A 25,550-nucleotide genomic window follows, 5' to 3' on the forward strand; every position below is an offset into this window, starting at 1 on the left:
ATTAAGAAGGAGGGGACACGTATGGGAAAGCCAACTGGATTTATGGACTACAAGTCGAAGCATATGCGTGAGCGGGCTCCTCTAGAAAGGATCCAAGACTTTCGAGACCTGTATATACCGCTGACGGATGGAGAGCTTGCGCAGCAAGGAGCGCGTTGTATGGATTGCGCAGTTCCTTTCTGCCAAACCGGTGAAGTGTTTAGTGGACAAGTGACTGGCTGCCCTGTTCATAATTTGATTCCAGAATGGAATGATCTTGTCTACAGAGGACAATGGCGCGAAGCGCTTGAGCGTCTACAGCAAACGAATAATTTCCCTGAGTTTACAGGAAGAGCTTGCCCTGCACCATGTGAAGGTTCCTGTGTTGCATCCTTGTACGACTCACCAGTGATGATCAAAAATATTGAACGAGCGATCATAGATAAGGGCTTTGATGAAGGCTGGGTTGTACCGGTCGTACCAAGTAAGCGTACTGGTAAAAGCGTTGCGATCATTGGTTCTGGCCCGGCTGGGCTCGCATGTGCAGACGAACTGAACAAAGTCGGACATTCCGTTACAGTATTTGAGCGACATGATCGAATTGGTGGACTGCTCACCTACGGTATTCCAAGAATGAAAATTGAACAGCATGTCGTAGAGCGTCGTGTGGAGTTATTACGTAAAGAGGGCATTATATTTGTAACGAATACGGAAATTGGTAAGGATATTACGTTCGAAATGCTGCAGAAGCAATTCGATGCCACTGTCGTATGTATTGGGGCAACCAAGCCACGCGATCTAGAAGCGCCAGGAAGAGAGCTCTCAGGTATCCATTATGCGATGGATTTCCTACATGCTAACACGAAGAGCTTGCTGGATTCTAATCTCGAAGATGGGCAGTATATTTCTGCTGAAGGCAAGGATGTATTAGTTATAGGTGGTGGAGATACAGCCATTGACTGCGTATCAACAGCGCTTCGTCATAACTGCCGCAGCCTTACACAGTTTGATATTCATGTTCGCAAGCCAAACGAACGTGCAGAAGAGCAGAATCCATGGCCTCAGTGGCCAATTGTCCATAAATGTGATTACGGTTTGGAAGAAGCAACTGCGATTTATGGTGAAGATCCACGTGAGTTCGCAATCAAGACACAAGAGTTTATTAGCGATGGTTCTGGTCATGTGACAGGTGTTCGAAGTGTGCAAATGAAGGTGACTAAGAATCCTGATGGGAGTATGCACCGTGAAGAAATTGCTGGTTCCGACAAAATATGGGATGCACAGCTCGTATTACTGGCTATCGGCTTCAGTGGTCCAGAGGAAGGACTCTTGAATAAAATGGGACTTCAAACAAATCGTAGATCCAATATTGACACAGTGAGTGGACAGTACGCTACGAATGTTGAAGGTGTATTTGCGGCTGGAGATGCACGTCGCGGTTCAAGCTTAATTGTCTGGGCTATACAAGAAGGGCGAGAGGCTGCCAAAGCATGTGATCGTTATTTAGTCGAATGTGCTAGCTCTAAAGTGTTCATTAATCAATAAACGTAAGCATATGCCTTTGAAGGAACTTGTACCAGTAGAGCATATGCTTTCGTTCTATATTGTAGGAGGGTTATTTATGGAGGCAGGATATATACAGAATTTATTTGCAGAGCGAATTGGGGGAGCCCAGTTCGGGAAGGATACGGAAATCTACAAGTTTGAGAAAATTAAACGTGCGAAGCAAGCAGCACTTAAAGCACATCCTGAGATTGAACTAATTGACCTCGGTGTTGGGGAACCGGATGAAATGGCTAATACAGAAGTCGTTCACATTTTATCTGAGGAAGCAGGCAAGAGGGAGAATCGTTTCTATTCCGATAATGGAATAGCGGAATTTAAAAAGGCTGCGGCGATCTATATGGATCAAGTATTTGGCGTAAGTGGTATTGATCCAGAGACAGAGGTAAATCATGTCATAGGTTCCAAATCAGCATTAGCGATGCTTCCAACAGCCTTTATTAATCCTGGTGATGTTACGATCCTACCTACACCTTGTTATCCAATTCTAGGTACGCATACCGAATATTTAGGTGGAGAAGCGGTTTACTTACCGATTCATGCGGACAATCAATTTTTGCCTGATTTAGACTCACTTTCTCCTGAGGTACTAAGTCGTGCCAAGCTCTTATATTTGAATTATCCTAATAATCCAACAGGTGCTTATGCTACAAGGGAATTCTTTGAGAAGGTTGTTCAGTTTGCTAAAGAACATAATCTTATTGTTGTTCATGATGCAGCATATGCAGCGCTTGTATTTGATGGCGAAAAGCCACTAAGCTTCCTATCGATTCCAGGTGCGAAGGAAGTGGGCGTTGAGCTTCATTCATTGTCCAAATCTTATAATATGACAGGCTGGAGAATTGGATTTATTGTTGGGAATCCACATGTTGTGAAAGCATTCGCAACGATTAAGGATAACAGCGATTCAGGTCAATTCATAGCGATTCAGAAAGCAGCGGTCTATGCACTATCTCATCCGGAAATTACGGAGACAATTAGTGCCAAATATTCGAGAAGACATGAAATACTTGTTGATGCTTTACGTAGTCTAGGATTCCAAGCTGAGAAGCCCAAAGGCTCCTTCTTCTTATATACACGAGTACCAAAAGCAGTTGTCGGTGGCCCTGAGTTTCAATCAGCAGAAGATTTTAGCCAATATTTAATTCGTGAAAAAATGATTTCAACTGTTCCATGGGATAATGCGGGTCATTATGTGCGATTCTCAGTCACGTTCCAAGCGCATAATGAGGCAGAAGAACAGCGCGTTATATCGGAAGTTAAGCGTCGTCTTTCCTCTGATCGTTATTTGTTCTAATTGGGGGAATGTCAGTTGAATAATCAGTTGAAATATACTAAAATGCATGGTCTAGGCAATAACTATATTTATATAAATGAGTTTGATGAACAGTTAACTGAAGAAGAATTAGCTCCGCTTGCTATACAGCTATCCAATGTGAATTTTGGAATAGGATCAGATGGTATGATTCTTATTGGGCCTTCTCATGTCGCCGATTTTCGGATGCGAATTTTTAATTCCGATGGTTCAGAAGGTAAGAACTGCGGTAATGGTCTAAGATGTGTAGCAAAATATGTGCATGATCGAAACTTGACAGAGCAAATCAATTTCTCGATTGAGACACTTGGTGGTATCATGCATGTTGTTCTGGAGACAGATCAAGAGAAGCAAGCTGTTCAGTCAGTAAAGATTGATATGGGGGAGCCTCGATTGACTAAGAAAGAGATTCCCATGCTAGGCGATTCGGATAGCAAGACAATAGATGAATCGATTGTTATCGACGGACAAACCTATCATATGACAGTCGTTTCTATGGGAAATCCGCATACCGTTATGTTTGTAAATGACATAAATACGATTGCTGTTGAAGAAGTAGGTCCACCTATTGAGCACGCCTCGATGTTTCCAGAAAGAATCAATGTGGAGTTCGTGCAAGTACGAAACACACGAGAAATTGATTTTCGTGTATGGGAGCGTGGTTCAGGAATTACGATGGCTTGCGGGACAGGCGCGTGTGCGGCAGTAGTAGCTGGAGTACTTAATGGCTATTTGGATCGAACTGAATCCGTAACCGTTCATCTACTTGGTGGGGATTTAAACATAACCTATGCTGAGAATGGTCATGTCTATATGCAGGGACCTGCTGCTTTTATAAGTGATGGTATATTCTATCGTCAATAATTGAGTCTATCGTCAATAAATGAACAAGAAAACAAACGAAATCCACCATTTTACACGATTAATCAGTGTGAATGGTGGTTTGTTGTTTAAAATATAGTATGATTATAAGACTACTAAAAATGATTTAGTTTTAAAGGAGAGAATAGAATGCAGGATGTAATATCAATGGTTCCACTCTGGAAGCTAATTGGAGCTATTGCAGTATTTGTTATTGTTTATACGTTAATCATTCTTGAGAAAATGAATCGGGCTTTGCTAGCAATAGCAGGCGCCGTATTAATGGTTCTCATAGGTGTAGTAGATGTGCACGATGCTTATGTGAAGCATATTGAATGGCAGACGATCTTCTTGTTAATCGGGATGATGCTAATCGTTGCAATTACGAATAAAACAGGACTTTTTCAATATTTATCTGTCAAAGCCGCACAGAAAGTGAAGGGTGACCCGATCAAGGTCCTATTGATGTTGTCAGCGATTACGGCACTTGGTTCTGCTTTCTTAGACAATGTGACGACAGTTCTATTGATGGTTCCGATTATTTTTGCAATCACGAAGATCTTGAAGGTTAACCCAATGCCTTACTTGGTTTCATGTATTCTTATGAGTAATATCGGTGGTACAGCCACACTTATTGGAGATCCTCCTAACATTATGATTGGAACCTCCACGCACTTAAATTTTAATGATTTTATTGTAAATTTAGGACCGCCTGTACTGATCATTATCGTTGTTACACTTGGAATTTTACGGGTGGTTTATAGAAAGGATTTATCTGTTGCTGCTGATCGACAAGCAGAACTAATGAGTATCGATGCGAGCAGTTATCTGAAGGATAGAGCGCTTCTTATCAAAAGTGTTGTCATCCTATCACTAACCTTGATCGGCTTTGTACTTCATAGCGTTATTCACGTTGAAGCAGCCGTTGTAGCGCTAGCTGGTGCAACGATTCTAATGCTCATTGGTGTGAAAGATCATGAAATTGAAGGTGTTTTTCGCTCAGTAGAGTGGGTCACAATATTCTTCTTCGCAGGTTTATTCGTACTCGTTGGAGGTCTTAAGGATGTTGGGATTATTAGTTACTTAGCAACTAAAGTCATCGAGATTACAGCTGGTAATGAAACACTTACCTCTATGCTAATTCTTTGGGTATCTGGAATCGCATCTTCAACGATTGATAATATTCCATTTGTTGCAACGATGATTCCGCTCGTTCAGGATATGGGTGCACAAATGAATTTAGCGGATCCGAATATGCTTAATCCTGTTTGGTGGTCCTTAGCTTTAGGAGCTTGCTTGGGGGGCAACGGTACTTTGATTGGTGCTTCTGCTAACTTAGTTGTAGCTGGTATGGCTGAACGTGAGGGACACAAAATTTCTTATTTAAAGTTTCTTAAAATTGGGGCTCCCATTACGTTAGTCTCACTAGTTATCGCGTCGATATATGTACTAGTCGTATACCATTAAGAGCATGGCGTCACTTCGAATAATCAAATGGTGCTACTTACTGGTTATCCATTGCTATTCAAAGTGATGCTTTGACTCAAATCCATAGTTATTCCTTAATAAAAGCTAGTGACTGCGTTAATTTGTGTATTTGAATCAATTTCATAACTGATCTAAATGGTTATATTGAAACTATATATAGACAAATTAAAGCGTTTTGATCTGAAATTGATTCATTTATGATAGAATAGACGTTGTAAATGAAATAGTGATGAGAGGTGCAGTACCATGAAAACAATCACCGTCAAAGATATAGTTGATAAATTTCAATTGGAAGTGCTTGCTGGACAATCTGAATTGCATCGAACTATATCAAGATCAGTTGTACATAGGCCTGGCCTCGAGTTTGTAGGTTATTTTGATTTTTTTCCACAAGAACATGTACAAGTATTAGGTGAGAAGGAAATCGCATATTTACATACTCAGACCGAGAGTGAACGTGATATTCGAATTGGCAATGTAGTTAAATATCACCCGCCATGCTTTGTTGTAACTTGGAACCAAGGTGGTCTTGAATATTTAATCGCTCATTGCAATAGGGAAAGTATTCCGTTACTCCGCTCACCGAAGCCTACAAGTATTTTTATAGAGCTAGTGGATTCTTACTTAACCAAGTTATTTGCTCCTGAAATGCAAATCCATGGGGTATGTGTGAATGTAGCCGGCATTGGGATTTTGCTAAGGGGTAAATCGGGTATAGGTAAAAGTGAGACTGCCCTAACACTTATTCGTCGTGGACACCGACTAGTCGCTGACGATGCAGTCGTGCTTAAAAAGGTGAATCCTGAGACTATTATTGGAACACATAACGGGAAGACCCGAGAATTCCTTGCTTTGCGTAGTATAGGGTTAATTAACGTTGCACGTATTTACGGAAGAAGCTCTTTTCAGGATGAATCTCGGATTGTGCTCGATATCGAGCTAACCCAGTGGAAAGAAAGTGAGCTCTATAATGATTTGGAATTAGAAACCAAACACGTTGAGTATATGGATGTTCGTATTCCGCATATTCAGATTCCACTTCAGCCCGGAAGAGATATTGCAGCCTTAGTTGAAGCCGCTGCTAATAGCTACTTCCTTCAGCTTCAAGGTTATAGTGCCGCAGAAGAATTCATGCAGCGCTTGAATAGTTAGTAATGAATAAAAGACGTGAACAGAAACTAAAGATTCCTTAGCGGAGTCGTTTCTACCACGTCTTTTATTTGTTCTCTTGTGTCAAAAGGGGCTCAATAACAAAATCAGTGCTTGAAAGATTTAGAGCTTCAAAAGGACTTAGCATTGTAAGAAAAAACTTATGATATAATGGTATAAATTAGAATAAAAAGCGGAAATTTACTATTTACTTAATAAATATGCTTCTTAAGGAGGGGAAGGTATGGAAGCTTTTAGATTACCAGATGATTTACTTATGGGTTCAGCAACAGCAAGCTTGCAGATCGAGGGTGGCGATACACAGAATAGCTGGTACCAATTTTGTGAAGAAGAGAAGATTAAGGATGGTTCTCATTGCATCATTGCCGCTGATCATTGGAATCGATATGAAGAAGACATTGCTATCATGAAGCAGATGCATCATGATACGTATCGAATGAGTATAGAATGGAGCCGAATAGAACCCGCTGAAGGACAATATAATCAAGAGGCTCTGGATCATTATCGAGCTGAAATTACCATGCTGCTGAATGCAGGTATCAAACCACTCGTGACCCTCCATCATTTTTCGAATCCACTATGGATAGAAGAAATAGGAGCCTGGACAAATGCCAGAATTGTTAATTATTTTACCAAGTATGTGAAGGTCGTAGTACAAGCGCTTGGAGATTTAGTATCCGATTGGGTGACAATCAATGAGCCGAATGTGTATTTATTTCAGTCTTACATTGAATTAACTAGTCCTCCAGCTGAGCCAAGCATTACCTCCTTTTTTAAAGGAACTAAGCTGATGATTGAAGCTCATATTGATGCTTACAGGGCCATTCATCGAATTCGTGGTGAGCAGCATTATCCAGGCAAGACGCAGGTTGGTGTTGCATTTCATATGCGAGTGTTTGATATCGAGAAGAAGAAGATTCGTTCAATCCTTTCTCGCAAATTAACCGATTATACCTTTCACACCTTATTTCTAGAAGGAATGATCCGAGGTAATTATAAATTTCCTATTCACAGCGGTAAACAATATATAACACAGAGAAACGAGCTCTATTGTGATTTCTTCGGCCTTAATTACTATTCGCGTGATATCGTTGAATTCACATGGAATCCACTCTTGGTATTTGCTAAGCAACTGGTCAAGGAAGGGGCGGATACGAATGACATGGGCTGGGAGATATATCCTGAGGGATTATACCGAATATGTAAGAAGGTATTCGCGCAATACCAGCTTCCAATTTATATTACTGAGAATGGCATTTGTGATCAAAAGGATGAGAAACGAGCTAAGTTTATTTATGATCATCTTCGGGAAATTGTACGATTAAGGGATGAAGGTATACCTGTGCAGAGATACTATCACTGGTCGACAATTGATAATTTTGAATGGCAGGAAGGATTAAGTCAACGATTTGGCCTTGTCCAAATTGATTATGTAACACAGGTAAGAACGATTCGTGATAGTGGATATTTTTATGCGGAGATTTGTAAGCACAAAGCAGTTACGGCTGAAATGGTAGATCAATATCTTCTTAAACGGTTAGCAAGATAAATAGGAGTACCTTACATTGTTCCTTACAAGATACATAAAAGCTCGATCATCTCCGTATTTGTCGGTGAGATCGAGCTTTTTGTGTTTGTGCTGCATAAGCAGTTCGGCTTTGGTCTTGGTTGTCTTGGTCGTTGTGTTAAAAGCGATTTGTGTACCACTTCGTTTCATTGCGTTCAGGTCATACCCTTTGTTACGAGCTTGTTTATCACGTTGTTTTCTTGATAAACTACGGGACATGGCTATCAACTCCTATTTGGTTTATGATTGTAGTTTACAACTTTTCGAGTGAATATAAAAGTGTAAATGATATAATATGGATCAATGATTATGGAATCAAGTAAAGGAGTACAGATGAAGTGACATCTCTATTAAGTATTCATAATCTTACCAAGACGAGAACGGTTGGAGACAAGTTATCTCTATTCTCGAATGTATCTACGCAGGTTAATAAGCATGAATTGATAGCTGTATTAGGGGCTTCTGGGCAAGGTAAAAGTACGTTGCTACGGATTCTTGCTATGCTTGATTTACCTGATAGTGGGCAAATTCGCTTACACAATATTCCCTCAGATCAATGGGACATAAGGAAATGGAGAATGAAGGTTTGTTATGTGGCTCAGCAAGCAGTGATGCTGCCAGGGACTGTAGATGATAATCTGAAGGCAGTCAGTCATTTGCATCGCACCTTGTTTGATCAACAGCTTGCACTTCAAATTATGGAGCAGCTCGGACTTGATTATTTGGACTGGAAGCAGAATGCTGAATTGCTATCAGGAGGAGAGAAGCAACGAGTCTCCTTGGTACGCTCTCTTTTATTGCGACCCGAAATTATTCTTTTAGATGAAGTAACAGCTTCACTTGATTCACAGAGCAAGCAGGCAGTAGAGAATTTCCTTAAGCATTGGCATCAATCTGAAGGAACTACACAAATTTGGGTGACGCATGATATCGAACAGGCTCGCCAATTAAGCGAGCGGATCTGGTTTATCGGTGATGGAACGCTGCTGGAGGATGTTAGTAGTACCTCATTCTTCGCTCATCCTTCCTCGGTGCTAGGAAGGAAATATTTACATATGGTTGAGCAAGGAGACGCAGAATGTCTATAGTTGCCTTATCGTTTACACTCATTTTTATTATGATTACGGTGCTAGTCTCTGTTTGGCAAAAGCTAGGCCTTGAGAAAGACATTGTTGTTGGTACAATTCGTTCGGCAGTTCAACTGCTTATCATGGGTTATGTCTTACAATTTGTATTTAATACAGATCACCCCATTTTCTTGTTTCTTATACCATTATTCATGATTTCGATCGCATCTTGGAATGCAGCTAAGCGTGGCAAGAGCTTGAAGGGTGTATTATGGCGAATTGGAGCCGCTATCGCTGCAACTGAAGTTTTGACGATGGGCTTATTCATTGGACTCCATATTATCGATCCAACTCCACAATACATCATCCCAATGAGCGGCATGATCATCGGTAATGCCATGATCGTATCGGGTTTATTTTTGAACCAAATGAACCGAGAAGTGGAGTCATCGCGCGGAGAAATTGAAACTTTGTTATCGCTAGGTGCAACAACTAGGCAGGCGATCCAAGTATCTCTTAAACGTTCGGTTAAATCCAGCATGATTCCTACAATTGATAGTATGAAGACTGTAGGGCTTGTACAGCTTCCGGGTATGATGACCGGTATGATTGTAGCTGGAGCAAATCCGGTTGAAGCAGTGCGCTATCAGATTTTAATTATGTTTGCTATTACTTCGGCAGCGGCAATTACAAGTATCATTCTAAGTCTACTCTGTTATCGTCTCTGGTTTACTAAGGATCTTCGTTTGCGCTGGGTGGAGTCAAAATAAAGACTGAAGAGGAAGTGGAATAATGAAACGGCTGTTTTGGTTAGGATGTATATCCTATTTATTAATAGGACTCGCACATGTTGTGATTGGTGCGGTATTGCCTGAGATCGTAAGCCATTACGAAATAAGCTATGGTGTTGGTGGACAGCTAGTGTTTACTCAATTTGCTGGCTTTCTATTTGGTGTGCTTGCTGTGCCATGGTTGTCTAGTAAATTAGGTAAGAGAGGCACAATTGTATTTCTTCTAGGATGCTTAGCTGTATCGGAAATTGCTTATGGTTTCCTTCCAATCTGGAACTGGATGTATGTAATAGGCTTTGCTGCAGGCTTTGGGTTTGGCGCAGTCGAAGCAGTCGTAGGTGCACTCATAATTGAGTCTATGGGAGATAAGAGAGCTGTAGCGATGGGCCGAATCGAGGTTATGTTCGGTGTTGGTGCGTTACTCATGCCGTTAATTTGCAGTTGGCTAATTATTATGGGTTTGTGGCAGCTGTCATTTATATTCATTGGGATATCCGCATTTGCTTTGGCTATTGGGTGGGCGATATTACCTTTAGGAAAGTTTGATCTCTTAATTGCAAAGTCAGCGAATGGAGTACGAAGGGTAACTCCAAGCAAATATTCTAAACCAGAAATAAAAATATTAATTGTATTTATTGCTTTCTTCTTATTGTATGTGGGGGTGGAAATGAGTATTGTTAATTTCGTTCCTGTTATCATGGCCGATCGGTTAAGTCTTTCGCCTGCTGTAGCCTCACTAAGTATCACTTTCTTCTGGATTACGATGGCAATCGGTAGATTCTTTGCAGGTGCTATTGCAGAAAAGATTAAATATGCTTATTACGTATTATGGAGCACTCTTGGTTCGTTAATCATTTTTGCTACGATTGGTTTTACTACGAAGATTTGGTCTTCTTTTATGGTCATCATGATCGTTGGATTATTGATGTCAGGTATTTTTGCCATCGCTCTCATATTTGCTAATAGGGTTCTTCAAGGAAGAACAGAGCGAACTACAAGCATTCTAATCGCTTCAGGTGGAGTCGGGGGTGCTCTCTTACCCCTAGCAACGGGCTGGATAATTGATCGATTTAGTATCGATGTTGCGATAGGAGCTTTAATTGGTGGGTTTATACTCTTATTTACTTTAAGCTTTGTTGCGTTCAAATTAGATACGGGACGAACGAAAAAATTGGAGGTATAGTAGATGATCAAAGGAAATAGGATTCAGCTAGAGCAAGAAATCAATGATTTTATTCAGACAGAAGCTCTGGTAAATGGCAAATATCTGGTCGAGGCGCAGCTACAAAGTAGTTCTTATAACAATGATCATCCTTATATTCTGTACATGGGCTGTGGTTTAACCAATAGTCCTGCATTCATTCTAGGTATTTGTAATCAACATGAAGATTCAGGGGCTGTGATTATCTCACATCAATATAAACCAAGGTCTTATATGATAGCCTTTACAGAAGCTGTTAAAGGTTTGTTTATGGATGCTTCTATCGAACATAAACGAGCGATTATTATTCATTTTGGACAAGTCTACAGAAGGTTGATTGAGGATTGCTTTGGGGAAGGGAATCACGCAGATTTACTTGATCTAAGTCTTCTTGAGGTGTTCGAGAATGTCAATGAAATCGAGGAGTTCTTACAAAGAGAACGCTTATAAATCTAATGTATGAGCAGTAGGTTAGTAGATTATCATGAGATATTAATGGTTTTCTAATAAGGTAGTGTTTGTTCAGTTATGGTGCGGGTTTGACTCCTTCGGGCTAGGAAAATGACGATTTGGGCTGTGTTATAGTTGTGACAGAAACCAAATACGTACTCAGGGAGGCAACAACAATGAAAACACAATTTAAATCTTTGAGTAAACTAGTTCTTGGTGTTGTGATGAGCGCGGCTTTGATTATGCCAACTACTGCATTTGCTGCGACAGATGTGAATAGCACCAAAGCGCAAACAACAGCAAGTACAAATTCAATGACATCGGAGCAAAAAGCGGACGAGCTAATTAATTTTGCTAAATCATTAGAGGGTAAAGTTAAATACGTTTATGGTAAGAACGATCCTAGTAATCTGATATTCGATTGTTCTTCATTTACCAAATATGCGCTTAAACATATCGGGGTCGATGTGAAATGGGGAGCGAATGCACAATATCAGCAAGGCAAGAAAGTTGCTAAGAGTGATTTGAAAAAAGGAGATCTAGTTTTCCTAAGTGTTAAAACTCCGGGTAAAATTGGACATGTTGGTATTTATATGGGTGATGGAAAGTTCATTCACAATACAACAGGTAAAGTATATGGTGTGACAACAGGAGATTTGAACAAAGGTTACTGGAGCACACGATATGTTTCAGCTGCTCGATATTTCTAAGACAAGCCTAAAGTCTAAAGAAATCACAATGAAATGAAATATAAATTGCAGGGGCGGAAGCTCCTGCTTTTTTGTGTGTATGAAAGCTTTATGAAAGCTTCTTCTTAATTATAGTTTCTTCTTCATTATGTTCTCACAAGCGGCTAAAGATTATTCTTGATTGCTATCATTCTCAATCCATTCGAACATTCGTCTTACTGCTTGATCATGAACTGGAGCTGGAAAATGATGACCATAACCTTCGTAAGTGTGCATGTCCACATTAGCACCTAGTTCGCACATTTGGTTATACATATTAAGGCCCTGACTGTAATCCACCTGAATATCAAGTGTCCCATGCATAATAAGTACTGGACAATGGATCTGTTCTGCCATGTGTATTGGTGAACGATATAGATATGAATCCGGTAATTTGGCAGGCGTGCCTCCAATTACACGCTTCAGCATTCTTCGTAAATCAATTCGCTGTTCATAGGTCGTTGCCATGTCTGATACGCCGCTCCACAGGATTAACTTGTGAATGCCGACGGACTGTGCAGCCATATGTGCTGCATTAATGGCTCCCCGAGAAAAGCCCATCACCGATATTTGATCCGAATCCACGAATGGCAAGCTTTGGAGCAATCGATAGGCAGCAAGAACATCTTCATTGTCAGCTCCGCCAAATTCGTCCTTACCGTCCCCATCTTCAGTCCCGCGATAGGAAGGGGCAAAGACAATATAGCCATAACTCGCGAATTGCTCTATCCACTGTGTCTTAACCATGCCGACCTTACCAATTCCACCTCGGCAGTAAATAAGTGCAGGCAGCTTGACGGATTGGACGTCTACCTGGTGCTGATGAATTGAATCTGCGAACTTCTTTATTGGGAGTTCCAATGAACCATTGAACTGTTGAAGTAATTGGATTAAGGCGGAATTAGATAGCTCATATTCATTCGGGATCCCTAAATAGCCCTTAACCCTTAATCCACCTGATAGGTAAGTTACATGATAAATCATAATATTTCTCTTCCATTTCGTGAATCAAATTGATCATACAGTTTACAGTAATATATCCCTTAGGAATTAAAAATACAAGGACTTGAAGGTGATGAAGCCGACTCTAAAATGAACTTGACGATCGTTGAATCTAGCGTTACGATATTAAAGATACATCCTTATTATGTAAAAATTGTAATAGATTTAAAATTGTTCATTGTTTTGAAAAAGAGGAGGAAATGTGAACATGAATTTAAGTCTTAGTCTTAAAAACAACGCACTCAATCATCCGAATAATTTATCTTATTATTTTCAAAATGAACAAGTTACGTATCAAGAGCTCGATGAGAAAGTGGATCGATTCGCCCATAATCTCGCTGCTAAGGGTATTGATAAAGGAGATATTGTTGCTTTAATACTTGGTAATTCACCAAGTTTTGTAATCGCTTACTATGGTGTAATGCGTGCTGGTGCAGTCGTCGTACCGATCAATCCAACCTTTAGCTCAAGAGAATTGTCATACATACTTACTAGCAGTAAATCTAAGATGGTAGTTGCTCATTCTGCCTTACATCCGTTACTTAGTGGTTTAAAGGAAGGGCTAACAGATCTGGAATCCATCATTTATGCTGAGCCTGTAGAAAGCGAGCTATCAATTGACATGTTACTGGGTGAAATGAACACTCCTGATGAGCTTCCGGATGTGGATGAAGATGATGTGGCAGTTATTCTATTTACTTCAGGAACTACAGGGAATCCTAAGGGAGCCATGCTGACACATAAGAACTTATCATCGAATGCGGCTGCCTGCTGTGAATTATTTGAAATGATGCAAGAGGATCGGATTATAACTGTTCTACCTTTGTTTCACGTTTTCTGCATGACAGTTTGTATGAATGCTTCCATCGCTTGTGGTGCGTCAATGATCCTTATTCCTAAATTCAGTCCTATAGATGTGATTAATACCATTCGGGAAACAAAAGCAACGATATTCGCAGGCGTTCCGACCATGTACAACTATATGATGCAGCTTCCTGATGCTAGTGCTGCTGATTTTGCTTCGATACGGCAGACTGTTTCAGGTGGAGCACCTATGCCTGTATCATTGTTAGAGAAGTTTGGGGAAAGATTTCAAGTTGAAATACGAGAAGGCTACGGACTCTCGGAAGCTTCTCCTGTTACAACGTTCAATCCACGTCATAAACGTAAACCAGGATCAATCGGAACTGATATATCGGGTGTAATCAATAAGGTCGTTGATAGTGAAGGCGTTGAAGTTCCCCGCGGGGAGATTGGCGAATTGGTTGTCAAAGGACCTAATGTGATGAAAGGTTATTTAGGTAAACCAGAGGAAACAAGTCTAGCCATCAAGGATGGTTGGTTATATACAGGTGATCTAGCCACAATGGATGAGGAAGGTTATTTCTATATTGTGGATCGAAAGAAAGATATGATTATTGTGGGCGGCTATAATGTCTATCCAAGAGAAGTCGAGGAAATATTGTATCAACATCCCTCTATTGTCGAAGCAGCGGTTATCGGAGTGCCTGACGAACTGCTCGGTGAAGTTGTTAAAGCCTATGTGGTCAAGAAGGAAGAAGCTTTATCTGTAGAGGAAGTTAGACAATTTCTTCAAGATAAATTAGTGAAGTATAAAATACCGAGGCTCGTAGAATTCCTTAATGAGTTACCTAAGAACAGTTCAGGTAAGATTCTTAGGAAATCTTTGCGAGGAGCACAGTTTGAGACTGAAGAAAAAGCTGCCAATTAATTGGCGGCTTTATTTAGTTGTGTGGTCCAATTACCGTACATGCACTTCTAGGCAGCTGTCCACATACAATGAGAGTAATCTCCGCGTATGCATATTTCAACGTACAATTGGTACTTTGACCACACCGATCACATGATTATAATCTGCCCGCTCGATTTAATAATGGCATAACCGATACGTTTCCCCACTTCAAAACGAAGGAGTGATTTTTATGGTTAGTAATGACCAGCCATCCAACCAAGCAAGTCTGGCAGTATCAGCGGGGCGCATTCGCTTCACTGGCCTGGCGTGCCTCATCGGCGGGTTGCTGTGGGTAGTACTTGTGAGCGTCGAACAATTACAGGCGGTACCTTCAATAGTCAGCGATTTATTGATACCTATCCCAATGTTGCTGGGCTTGGCGTGCGGACCACTGGGCCTGCTCGTACTCCGTGCCAGCGGGAGCGGCCGGATGAGACGGGTCGGACTCATTGGCACGTCTATCAGCCTACTGGGGGTAAGTTCTTATCTGGCAGCTGCTTTGTCAAAATACGTCGTAGGGTATGAGATGGAGTTCTTTTATCCCATAGGTGCATTACTGGTTGGAGTCGGTATGATAACACTGGGGATTGCGGTGTTCGTTGCGCGATCGTTGACGGGATGGCGTCGGATGGCGCCGCTTTTCGTTGGATTGTACTACGTAGCGATGATCCCGTTCCAAATCGTCTTCTTTATTATCCCTAACGGGGAACCTTCGCCAATTCTGCTCGGGTTCTGGAGCGTCACATGGATTCTGCAGGGATATGCCATCTGGTCTAGTGCTTCTTCATCTTAGTTTGCTGCATATAGGACTAATTTTTCATCATTAATTCAGTTAGGTGATGGAAAAACTGCAGGGAATCGACCTTTATAATTCATCCTTCGATAAGGTGTTTGTCATTGGGCATGGGATCGGGACGATTGCCAGCCACTATCCAGATAAGTCATTTACAGTCAGAGGCATGTCATTGGAGATCATGTTTAGGAGTAGATGAATAAAGAAGAGAAGGGCTGGCAGCGAAGAGGTCAGGGGTTCGAGCCCCCTATTCTCCACCACACCTTAAACTTAAACGGCAGAGATGCCGTTTTTTTGTATTGATTTGATTTTGTTGCAGCACACCAGACATGTGGAGTGTCTAATATTAATGGTACGAAAAGAGATGTGACAGTATCGCTCAAGGAAGTTGAAAGATAGGCAGACGAGTCATGCGAGTGCTGTTCGCTGTTGGTGCGGACGAACAAATAGTTGAGATGTATTGGCGGAAATAGTAAAGAGGGGCGTAGCCCCCTCTCTTTTTTTACTTCTATAAAAGAATACCTATTAATCTCGATATCATAGGAATTACTTTCATCCATCGGCATACTCTACAGTATTGTGATCTGCATGCTGATTTATATTTTTTGATAGTGATTTAAGAGATTCCCTACTCTATCTTGGATAATTTGTTTTAATGATTCAGGCTTTACTGATATAAAATAGTTAGCTATAAACTCCACTTCTCCTGGATTATAGAATCCCGTAATGACTGTTTTATTACATTTTCTATTTTCATAGAAGGATAATGTTCTTTATAAAAAATATCCGTGGCTTGTTCTAAAATTTCTACTTCAAAGTCAATAAGGGTTACTTTTTTCAAAGTATCCATATCTCGGGTTACAGTTCAGACAGGGTTGCATGGTGCTTTCTTTTTCAACTGATAATTAAGATATGGATTAAGAACTACAACGGGATAACCCATGGAAGAAAAGTAAGAGACAAGAGGTTAGTAGTAGTTGTATTTGTTTCCAAAACCACATAGGGATGCTGGTCAGTCATCATTTCTAAATGCTCTAATAAGGGAAGTGCAGCAGAAACGCCTTGTGGTTTATGGGGAAAGAGAATGGTTTACAGACAATGGAATTATAGGCGGAGAAAGCTGCAATTACGCTTATGTCTTTAGCAACATCAATACTGAGAACAGGTTGTTGCATAGATCTTCCTTTGATTAACACTGGTAGCATGGGAAGGTCGTTCTCCAAAGGTTAGTAAGCTAATACGGGTTCGCAGTCACCTCCTCTCCATATGGAAGGCTAGCGACCGCAGAGAAAGCTATTTAGTTGTTACTTCAAAACACTTGAACACTACCGAGGCGACTTAATTGCCCCGTACATGCACATCTAGGCAATTGCCTACATACAATGAGAGTAATCTCCGCATATGCTCCCTTCAAAGTGCACTTTGAAGACCAATGCGGGCGCGAACTTCTCAGGGGGTGACTGCTGTGCCGGGCTTGTTTACTATGGTCGCGTTATTTTTCAAGGAATTGATGCTCCTTGTATCGTATGTTAAGAACAACGCATTTCCCCAACCCTTAACAGAGGAAGAAGAGGAAAGACACCTTAGGCAAATGGCAGAGGGCAATGCAATTTCGCGCAATCTCCTGATTGAACACAATTTAAGGCTGGTTGCTCATATTGTTAAAAAATTCGATAACACAGGTGAAGATTTAGAAGATCTGATCTCCATCGGAACCATTGGGTTGATCAAAGCAATTGAAAGTTTTCAGCCGAACAAAGGAACGAAGCTGGCTACATTTGCTGCCAGATGTATTGAGAATGAAATACTTATTATCCTTGGTACTGAAGCAGATGATGTCGTCGATAAGGTTCAACTTAAAATTGAAAAAAGCAAAATTTATCGCAATCTCGATATATTGGATGAGCGTGAGCAAGAAGTGATTAAAGGGCGATTTGGTTTAGAGTTTGGCGGCGATGAGCGGACGCAACGTGAGATCGCAAAGGAACTCGGTATCAGTCGCTCTTATGTATCGAGAATTGAGAAGCGGGCGCTTATGAAGCTGTATCATGAGTTTTATAAGGCGAAGCGGTAGAGTTTATTTTATGTATTTACTAAATGGGATTCAATCACTCAGTTATCTGTGGATTGGATCTCTTTGCTGTGTACATAAGTATGTAACCAGAGGGCTTGCCAATATGTCACTGATCAGATAGGTGATGATATTAGTTATGTTTGAGGCCACCAACATGTTAAGCCTCTCTTATCAACCGTGAATAACTCGAGTATTGGGGATGTTAAAGTACAGTATTGAGTAATATATTCCCGCATACGGTGCATGTGGAGTGTTGCTCACTGTTGGTTAGGGAAGACTAACAGTTGAGATGTATTGGTGTATACACAATGGAGCGGGTAATATCCGCTTCATTTTTTTGTAAACACGTCGATAGGGAGTACAAATCTTAACAAAAGGAATGACAATGCTAAGTATACATCTCGTTCTTAGTCAAAATAAAAAAGCACCGCTCTTCAAAAAGGATGCTTGTTAATTATATTCAAATATTTACCTCAAACAATGTAGAAAGCAGAGCGAAATTCAGGTATCCACTCCTGCTTCTCCTCTACTTTTTCTCTTTTTTTACTGGGGAGAAATATTTGTAAATATAGGGCAAGTATGTAAACAAACTTCTTTATGATGACTTTTGGTATGGACCTTCTCTAGTTCTTTTATAAAGATTCAACTAAAAAGTACAGCCTATATCATATTTATTAGAGGAATTTGTAATACATTGTAGAATAATGCATTTAGGAAAAAAAGACTATCCCAAAGGAGAAATATTTGTGAAGAGCTATAGGGAAAGTCCTGAGGTTTGGGACAAAGTATGGGAAGGTGATACTTATTCTCAGAAAGATCTTAGAAAGTTAAAGGCCCAATTTAAAATCAGAATGCTATTAAGTAAAGTAAAACCTAAGCATAATTGGAATGTTATCGATTTAGGATGTGGGGGTGGTTACTTAAGTGAGGAATTATATAGAAAAGTAAATTGCCAAATTACAGGCATTGACTTTTCGATAGAAGCAATAAATCTTTCAAAAGAGAGGTTAAGTGATTTACCCATTAAGTTTATGTATTCGAACCTTACAAAAACTGAAATGTCTAGTAAAAGTGCAGATTTGATAATATGTAGTGGAAGCCTCGAACACGTAAAAAATATTGAGTCAGCCTTAACAGAAATATCAAGGTTGCTTAAACAAGGTGGAATCCTGTACATTACTACGTCAAATAAATACTCATTTGTAAATTTACAACGGATTGTAAAACAGAATCTTAGTGTATGGAAGTATGGGTATCAAAAAAATTGGGATATGAAGGATTTGACAAAGTTACTCCTTAAGAATCAAATTGAAGTAATAGAGAAAGAGGTTATTACTGAAATAGGTGACCTTAAATTATCTGGTTTTTTTGATAAATTATTCTCGAAAATCTTTCCAAACTGGGGACGATACTTTGTTTTAGTGGGAAGGAGATTCTAATGAGAGAAATTGTTATAGGTGCAATAGGAAGTATACTTGGAGCAATTATAATTTTACTTTTCCAAAAAGCATATTTTGGATGGGGCAAAACTCCTGGTATATATAAAATGCTTAGATTTTCTAAAGAATTTTCACTTGCTGGCGGAATTAATTTCTTTTCTTCAAGAAAGGCATATGCAAAATTTAAAGATCATGGAACACAGAAAGAATACTTAAGTAGAGCGAATCAGAGCATTGTTTATGTTGGTTTTTGGTTGGCTCATGGAGTTGGTATTGGTGATATTATTTCGGGAATTAAAAAGTATCTAGAAAACGATGTAAAGGTAACTATCGTTCTTATTGACCCTTCTTCTCCTGTAATTAAGCATAGTTCACTTTTTTTAGGACAGGATACCACAGAAATAATATCAAGGATAAATAATGCAATTGAAAATTTTAGTCAGTTGTACAGTGCTCTTTCTTTAGAAGCTAGGAAGAATTTTGAATTAAGATTACATAACATACCATTAACGGCATCTGCATTTCTACTTGATCACCAAAATGAAAGCGCGAGGGTTCTTGTTGACTTTAAATTATACAATCATAGTCGTGATGATAGTTTTGGTATTGAAGTTCAAGGAAGACAAAAAGATTTAACAAAAAGATTTATAGATTCATATCTTAAAGTGTTAGAAAACTCAACACTGTACCAATTTACAAAGTGAATGTGTGCTATCACCAATCCTCTTAACACAACTCAAAGGTTTTTATGTAAGAAGAGAAGAGATCAATGAGAAAGTTTCAATTGTGGTTGCTCTCCTGAACGAAAGCCAATTACTTTATGATGTGATTTTTTATTATAAGCATAACTTAGAGCAAATACCATTCCTTCGGTTTAGATTTGTACTCCCTGTCATCTCAACACATGTGGAGTGTTGCTCACTGTTGGACAGGAAAGACTAATAATTAAACAGATATTTGAATAAAAGTGGTCGTACAGTTTTATGGAAAAATGTAATACACATCTAATCACAATCAACCACACTCATCACAGAGATCTGAAATCATCAGTTCAAGTCGGATTAAAAGCACTATCTTTATAAGGTAAAAACCACTACATCTTTATCTAATGTCTGCCATCACCACCGAAACCACATCGAAATCGTCGTGTTGCTGAAATTCAAGGGCGATTGAGAGTTACATGAATAGAAGGGCAGTATTGTTTTAAAAAGAAGAAGCAGGCTCCCGATAAGGGATAACCTGCTTCACTGCGTTTACCGCTCCTAAATTTGCTCTCAGTGCAGGGACACCTCTGCGTATAATGATAATACTAATGCTAAATATAACCATACCGTCATGCAAGTAAAGCCTGAGAATCTTTTTTACGATGAGTGGTAAGGACAATTTAGGATATTTATCTTAATCTGAAAGAGGGTTGTGGATGAAAAAGATTTTTCGCTAGGAGTTAGATTTGTTGAATGTTTACAGAACGCACTTCTGGCGATTTTTTGTGTGTTGGATTGTTCTAGATTAAATACAATCAGCCTGATATGAATTGAAAATGATATAATAGGCTAAAGATTTGTTATGGAGGGCATATTTAAATGACTATAGTTGAGGAAATAAGAAACCGATATATCGATGAATACAAAACGAAAGAATATAGATTAGAATCAGATTTCAAAGAAGATGGGCAAAGAAAAACGGATTATCATGGTAGAGAGTTGCTTGAGTTGTTGCAGAACGTAGATGATGCTGCAGTCAATGCAACATTGAGTGAAGTTGATGTCCTACTCGAATACAAAAATAATGTTTTCACTGTAGCTAATAACGGGACAGTATTCACACAGGAAACTATCAAACGATTGTGTCATGGTTCTGCTAGCAATAAATCTGATGATTTTATCGGAAATAAGGGAACAGGTTTCCGATCATTATTAAACTGGGGGAAGCAAATCGAAATTCATTCCGGAGGGTTCCACATTGGTTTTTCTCAAGAATTTGCTGATAAAGAATTTAGCAAATTGATTGAAGAATCTGAAATTGTTAAAGAACAGCAGCTGAACGTTCCAAATATTTCATTCCCAGTTCTCCATTGCCCATTTGAAGCGGATAGTATTGAAACAAGTTACGACACTGTAATAAAAATCATAACCGATGAATCTTTTCAAAGTGACCAGCAGAATATATTGAATCAGATTAATAGATTTGACTATAAAACTTTGATTTTCCTTCCGAATATTAGAAAAATAACTATCAAAACAGACGAGTTTGATAAAGTCGTGGAAAAGGTAAGTAAAGAAAAAAGAATAATTGAGATACATATAGGAGAAACCGTTGAAAAGTACCTATTCTACCAAAATCCAGATGAGCCATATATTAATGCGGGAAAAAATGAGAAAAGAAAAATAAGGTCTGCGGTAGCAATTTCATTAGACAAAGAAGTGGACTATTTTAGAGATACATTGTATTGCTTTTTCCCAATTAGAAACTTTCCTACACAGTTGAATTGTTTGATGCACGCTACTTTTGAATTAAATACAAGTAGGGATGATGTTCCCTTGAATGAAATTAACAAGGAGGTATTTAAGCATTTATTAAAGTTTATTAAAACAATAAGCGAGAAGGAACTCATATTCCAAAATGATAGACTATTAGCCATCAAGACTTTGACACCTACTCATAAGAATAGCAAATTGTGGGATGAAAATGGCTTTGATTTATTCAAGTATTACTTGGAACTACTGAAGGCTTGTAAAGTTATTCCCACGGTAAATGGAGATTTTGTTTCAATAACTGATAACCCCAAATTGATCACTTCAGCTTTTCCTGATTGTTTTATTGGTGATGAATTTGGAACTTTATTAGAATATATGCCTACGACAGATAATGATGATTTATTAAAAGTCCTCGCTGAGAAAAATAATGTTGAATTAAAATACAGTGATGAAGAATTGTGCAAGATAATCAACCGGGCTGCGAATGGTTGGGGTATATCAGAAAAAATTGAAACATTTATTTGGTGGGGGAAAGAATATAAGGATTCTAAATTGTTGCCAGATTTATTATGGAGTACACAAGAAGATTTTATAAAAGCAAATGACACAGTGTACTTTGTGCGTGGCAGGAAGCTCGATATTCCTGAGTGGGCTAATATTACTCAACTAGATAAAGAATTTGAAGAAGAGCTAAAAAGACAATTACAAGATATCGAAAAGATAAAAAAGGACTTAGCAGATGAAAATATTATTGAGAGAGTAATTGCACGAAACTCAGGAAGCAGTTGGAGCTTAATGCCACAGTTGAGATTTAGAGATGCAGATTTGTCAACTATTTTATCTCCAGTGAATAGTTCAGTTGATGATTATGAAAAGGCTAAGAAATTTACTAAATGGTTGTGGGAAAATTATTCTTCAAATCCAAACTGGCAACCCCCTGAAGAAATTAGATTCAATTTACCGAGTCAAAAAGAAACTGTTGAACGTTCAAATCATTTATATTTCGATAAACAATACGGCAATACGATTGGTGATGAATTATTTATTGACGATAAATATAAAGCATTTGTGAAAATTAATGAAATCGGAATCGATGAGGATAGTAAAGTTGATTTGAAGATATTTATTGAAAAACTTGGTGTACTTCAATTTCCTGAAATCAGCAAAAAAATCATCAATGACAATAAATTCAAAAGAATATTTACTGGAGAATACTTATCTGAAAAACTTCCAGGACGTGAAGTGGATGAAAGAGATCCACGGCTCAGCAAGGTTGAATTTAATACTATAGACAATCTGAAAGAAATATTAGAAAAAATGTCTATAAGAGATATTGTGTTTTGGATAAAATCAGACATCGCATTGCAAAATGAGCTAAATCAGAAGCATGCAGGGAATGTTTCATTTTACTTTATAGCAAAAACACAAGCGTATAGACAACAATCGTATCTGGATTATATACAAAGCTATATCAAATACATTTTTGAAAATACAAAGTGGTTTGAAATTGATGGAGTGAAATTTGCTCCAAATGAATGTATATTTGCTTATTCAGGTTTAGATATTTCAAGTGTGTCATCAACGATCACGATCCAACATATCAAAGAGCTTGGCGATGAGTTGGGTATTAAGCAAAAAGAATTAAAAGAATTCTTGGTTAAAATAGGGGTAAAAGAAAAAATAACAGAACTGCAATCAAATGATTTCTACAACGTATTACTGAAGTTGCCACAATTAGATCAAAGTGGACAAATATCTGGTAAAATTTACCGTGAAATTGCAGAGCTAGATGTGAATCCTTTTGAAGATTCCAAGCAATATCAGAAGTTTGTCAATCAAGGAATGGTGTTTACACAAAACCATAATGGGAAAAGTTATCACTTAGCAAAAGAGTCTTATTTTAGCAGTAGTATCCAAGTTAACGTTGGTAACTATCATATTATGAAAACTCCTTTGAGAAATGGTAGTTTTAAAATATTTAATAGTGTCTTTGGGGTTAATGAGTTTAAGGAGCGTTATCATGTCGTTGAAGAAAGCATTAGAACTCATGAGGACGATGCTCTATTTCAAAGTAACTTTAATGATTTTATTGTTTACGCTAGAGCATGGGGCGAAAAAAACACGAATATTAAAACGAAAATCGATAATATTCGAGTGAGTTTAGTTTCCCACGTTGTGCTAGTGGATAATGGGGCTGAACAAGCCGTATCAACAAATTATTTACTCATAAGGGGCATAAAAAACTGGTTGATTTATTTGGACTCTACTCAAGAGATGGATCAGCGACAACTTTCAAGATGTATAGAGGAACTATTTGCTCAAGTAGCAAACACGACAAGTAATGAAATTCCTAATCAATTAGGGGAATTGTATCGAGATAGCGAAGGTCGAAAATTCCTAGTTGAAAAGTACTTTGGTTCCCTTGATGTAATAAATCAAATATCAAAGAATTCAATACGCACAAATATTGCTGAAGTGCTTTATTTGAATTATGACTCAGAAGAACTAGACAATATTGATTACAACCAGTTCAATAGTATCGATAATTCTGTGCAGTTTATTGTCTTGTTAAAAAATCATGATTTAGATATTGATATATTAAAAGAAAAAGGCTTTGAATACGATATTGACTTAAGTGCATATTGGATAAAAACGATAAAATCATTTGTTAAAAGTAAATTTGAAATCTATAAAGCCAACTTATTTCTAAAATATGCTGGTTATAGTCAAAGTGAACAGAAAAACTTTGTAAAGGATATTAACAAGTTTATAAACTTCAATCCACAAAAGGAGGAAATATCAAATACTGTTGTCTTTGATGTGGAATCTTTTATAGCTAACAAATTCCCAGAAATCTCAAAGGTTAATAATGGAATAGATCTAGATGAATTGTATAACAAAAACTTTGCTCTATTGAGTAGTAAGATTAATGATTCGAATTTCAATGACTTTGTTGATGAACATTTTGAATTGAAATCGTTAGTTTATTTCCTTAACGATGAGTATGTGAACTACATCAATAAACAATTTGAGGAGAATCAAAATAGACATAAAATATACAATTCAGTAAATATATTGGTAGCACCTACTTCAGATATAGAGCCATCTCTATCGAAAGCAGTTGTTCATCCAATCGAACCTAAAGTAAAAACGAATCAATCTACCTATATTAAACCGCAAACAAGATCATCGATAGAGAAAAGTGAAGTTACAAAGAGCAAAAATGGTAAGCATGCTGAAAGACTAGTACGTAACAAACTAAAAGGAATATACGATACATTAAGATGGACATCAGAAAGTTCTGATATTCCAGCAGAGCGGAATCATTCATCTATATATGATATGGAATATCAAAGAGATGGAAAGACTGTATATGTTGAAGTCAAAGCTGCGGTTAATAACTTCTATATGTCTTCTGCTGAGTACGATTTTGCACATGAACACGCAGACTCATATGAGATATATTTGGTTGATTTAGAAAATAAGCATATTGACTGACCACATAGCATTGACGAATTTGAAGCTTCAAAAACGGCAACCCAGTATAGATTTTCCTATAATATCAGTAGTTTGATGTTTTTGGAAATGTAGATATAGGGTAGTTTAACTCATATAAAGAACTAACTCATACAAGTATAACAGATCAAACAAACCATTAGATGAGCAATCTTCTAGTGGTTTAGCACGTTATCTAACAAAGGGTTTTAGTATTAATTACGATAATTCTTTTAGACAAACACCACTACATCAAAATGTCTGCGACTGCCACTCAAGCCATGAGGTATGCGGAAACATATTGATTATTTATGAGGGGAGATCGGGGGCGAAAGTG

General features: G+C 38.5%; 21 protein-coding genes. 19 read left to right on the forward strand and 2 right to left on the reverse strand.

Going from position 1 to position 25,550, the window contains the following annotated elements; genetic code table 11:
• Nucleotides 1-21: 21 nt before the first annotated feature.
• The 6 genes from AC1DOK_RS07685 (at nucleotide 22) to AC1DOK_RS07710 (ending at nucleotide 7,925) form a co-directional block, all read left to right on the forward strand.
• The gene (locus AC1DOK_RS07685; protein WP_477553659.1) at nucleotides 22-1,524 is read left to right on the forward strand and encodes a glutamate synthase subunit beta; all 1,503 of its coding nucleotides are present in this window, start codon (nucleotides 22-24) and stop codon (nucleotides 1,522-1,524) included.
• A gap of 76 nt (nucleotides 1,525-1,600) precedes the next feature.
• Entirely contained in the window at nucleotides 1,601-2,839 is a 1,239-nt protein-coding gene (locus AC1DOK_RS07690) for an LL-diaminopimelate aminotransferase (protein ID WP_477553660.1), read from the forward strand.
• 42 nt (nucleotides 2,840-2,881) lie between these two features.
• The gene (dapF, locus tag AC1DOK_RS07695) at nucleotides 2,882-3,721 is read left to right on the forward strand and encodes a diaminopimelate epimerase (protein ID WP_477553705.1); all 840 of its coding nucleotides are present in this window, start codon (nucleotides 2,882-2,884) and stop codon (nucleotides 3,719-3,721) included.
• 147 nt (nucleotides 3,722-3,868) lie between these two features.
• Nucleotides 3,869-5,185 carry an ArsB/NhaD family transporter gene (locus AC1DOK_RS07700; RefSeq protein WP_477553661.1) on the forward strand — a complete coding sequence of 439 codons (1,317 nt, stop codon included), beginning with the start codon at nucleotides 3,869-3,871 and terminating at the stop codon, nucleotides 5,183-5,185.
• A 267-nt stretch (nucleotides 5,186-5,452) separates the two neighbouring features.
• Complete coding sequence (gene hprK / locus AC1DOK_RS07705) at nucleotides 5,453-6,358, forward strand: HPr(Ser) kinase/phosphatase (RefSeq protein ID WP_477553662.1); 906 nt, start codon at nucleotides 5,453-5,455, stop codon at nucleotides 6,356-6,358.
• Nucleotides 6,359-6,599: 241 nt separating this feature from the next.
• The gene (locus tag AC1DOK_RS07710; RefSeq protein WP_477553663.1) at nucleotides 6,600-7,925 is read left to right on the forward strand and encodes a glycoside hydrolase family 1 protein; all 1,326 of its coding nucleotides are present in this window, start codon (nucleotides 6,600-6,602) and stop codon (nucleotides 7,923-7,925) included.
• On the opposite strand, the gene AC1DOK_RS07715 is transcribed toward AC1DOK_RS07710, so the two are convergent.
• A complete protein-coding gene (locus tag AC1DOK_RS07715) occupies nucleotides 7,914-8,162 on the reverse strand; it encodes a hypothetical protein (RefSeq protein WP_477553664.1) in 249 nt (82 codons plus the stop codon). The two genes, AC1DOK_RS07710 and AC1DOK_RS07715, sit on opposite strands and share 12 nt — an antisense overlap.
• A gap of 119 nt (nucleotides 8,163-8,281) precedes the next feature.
• On the opposite strand from AC1DOK_RS07715, the gene AC1DOK_RS07720 reads away from it, so the two are divergent.
• The 5 genes from AC1DOK_RS07720 (at nucleotide 8,282) to AC1DOK_RS07740 (ending at nucleotide 12,162) form a co-directional block, all read left to right on the forward strand.
• Nucleotides 8,282-9,031: an ABC transporter ATP-binding protein gene (locus AC1DOK_RS07720; RefSeq protein WP_477553665.1), complete on the forward strand. Its 750-nt coding sequence runs from the start codon at nucleotides 8,282-8,284 to the stop codon at nucleotides 9,029-9,031.
• Nucleotides 9,022-9,780, forward strand: coding sequence for an ABC transporter permease (locus tag AC1DOK_RS07725; RefSeq protein ID WP_477553666.1), 759 nt, complete (start codon nucleotides 9,022-9,024; stop codon nucleotides 9,778-9,780). Before AC1DOK_RS07720 ends, AC1DOK_RS07725 begins: the two co-directional genes overlap by 10 nt.
• A 22-nt stretch (nucleotides 9,781-9,802) precedes the next feature.
• Nucleotides 9,803-10,984 carry an MFS transporter gene (locus AC1DOK_RS07730; protein WP_477553667.1) on the forward strand — a complete coding sequence of 394 codons (1,182 nt, stop codon included), beginning with the start codon at nucleotides 9,803-9,805 and terminating at the stop codon, nucleotides 10,982-10,984.
• Nucleotides 10,985-10,987: 3 nt separating this feature from the next.
• Nucleotides 10,988-11,452 carry a hypothetical protein gene (locus AC1DOK_RS07735; protein WP_477553668.1) on the forward strand — a complete coding sequence of 155 codons (465 nt, stop codon included), beginning with the start codon at nucleotides 10,988-10,990 and terminating at the stop codon, nucleotides 11,450-11,452.
• A 176-nt stretch (nucleotides 11,453-11,628) separates the two neighbouring features.
• Entirely contained in the window at nucleotides 11,629-12,162 is a 534-nt protein-coding gene (locus AC1DOK_RS07740; protein ID WP_477553669.1) for a C40 family peptidase, read from the forward strand.
• Between the two features lie 150 nt (nucleotides 12,163-12,312).
• Here AC1DOK_RS07740 and AC1DOK_RS07745 read toward each other — a convergent pair whose 3' ends face one another.
• The gene (locus tag AC1DOK_RS07745) at nucleotides 12,313-13,164 is read right to left on the reverse strand and encodes an alpha/beta hydrolase family protein (RefSeq protein ID WP_477553670.1); all 852 of its coding nucleotides are present in this window, start codon (nucleotides 13,162-13,164) and stop codon (nucleotides 12,313-12,315) included.
• A gap of 226 nt (nucleotides 13,165-13,390) precedes the next feature.
• Between AC1DOK_RS07745 and AC1DOK_RS07750 the strand changes: the two genes are divergently transcribed.
• The 8 genes from AC1DOK_RS07750 to AC1DOK_RS07785 all read left to right on the forward strand — a co-directional run bounded on the left by AC1DOK_RS07750 (nucleotide 13,391) and on the right by AC1DOK_RS07785 (nucleotide 25,216).
• Nucleotides 13,391-14,914 carry a long-chain-fatty-acid--CoA ligase gene (locus AC1DOK_RS07750; protein ID WP_477553671.1) on the forward strand — a complete coding sequence of 508 codons (1,524 nt, stop codon included), beginning with the start codon at nucleotides 13,391-13,393 and terminating at the stop codon, nucleotides 14,912-14,914.
• Between the two features lie 288 nt (nucleotides 14,915-15,202).
• Nucleotides 15,203-15,460: a hypothetical protein gene (locus tag AC1DOK_RS07755; RefSeq protein ID WP_477553672.1), complete on the forward strand. Its 258-nt coding sequence runs from the start codon at nucleotides 15,203-15,205 to the stop codon at nucleotides 15,458-15,460.
• On the forward strand, nucleotides 15,435-15,728 hold the full coding sequence (locus AC1DOK_RS07760; protein WP_477553673.1) for a hypothetical protein: 294 nt from the start codon (nucleotides 15,435-15,437) through the stop codon (nucleotides 15,726-15,728). The genes AC1DOK_RS07755 and AC1DOK_RS07760 overlap by 26 nt, the downstream gene beginning before the upstream one ends.
• Nucleotides 15,729-15,774: 46 nt before the next feature.
• Nucleotides 15,775-15,927, forward strand: coding sequence for a hypothetical protein (locus AC1DOK_RS07765; protein ID WP_477553674.1), 153 nt, complete (start codon nucleotides 15,775-15,777; stop codon nucleotides 15,925-15,927).
• 1,266 nt (nucleotides 15,928-17,193) lie between these two features.
• Nucleotides 17,194-17,802: a sigma-70 family RNA polymerase sigma factor gene (locus AC1DOK_RS07770; protein WP_477553675.1), complete on the forward strand. Its 609-nt coding sequence runs from the start codon at nucleotides 17,194-17,196 to the stop codon at nucleotides 17,800-17,802.
• A gap of 704 nt (nucleotides 17,803-18,506) precedes the next feature.
• Nucleotides 18,507-19,241: a class I SAM-dependent methyltransferase gene (locus AC1DOK_RS07775; protein ID WP_477553676.1), complete on the forward strand. Its 735-nt coding sequence runs from the start codon at nucleotides 18,507-18,509 to the stop codon at nucleotides 19,239-19,241.
• Nucleotides 19,241-19,945 carry a hypothetical protein gene (locus AC1DOK_RS07780; protein ID WP_477553677.1) on the forward strand — a complete coding sequence of 235 codons (705 nt, stop codon included), beginning with the start codon at nucleotides 19,241-19,243 and terminating at the stop codon, nucleotides 19,943-19,945. The genes AC1DOK_RS07775 and AC1DOK_RS07780 overlap by 1 nt, the downstream gene beginning before the upstream one ends.
• A gap of 879 nt (nucleotides 19,946-20,824) precedes the next feature.
• Nucleotides 20,825-25,216 carry a sacsin N-terminal ATP-binding-like domain-containing protein gene (locus AC1DOK_RS07785; protein ID WP_477553678.1) on the forward strand — a complete coding sequence of 1,464 codons (4,392 nt, stop codon included), beginning with the start codon at nucleotides 20,825-20,827 and terminating at the stop codon, nucleotides 25,214-25,216.
• The last annotated feature ends 334 nt before the right edge of the window (nucleotides 25,217-25,550 follow it).

This window comes from Paenibacillus sp. P5_B5, from assembly GCF_056400365.1.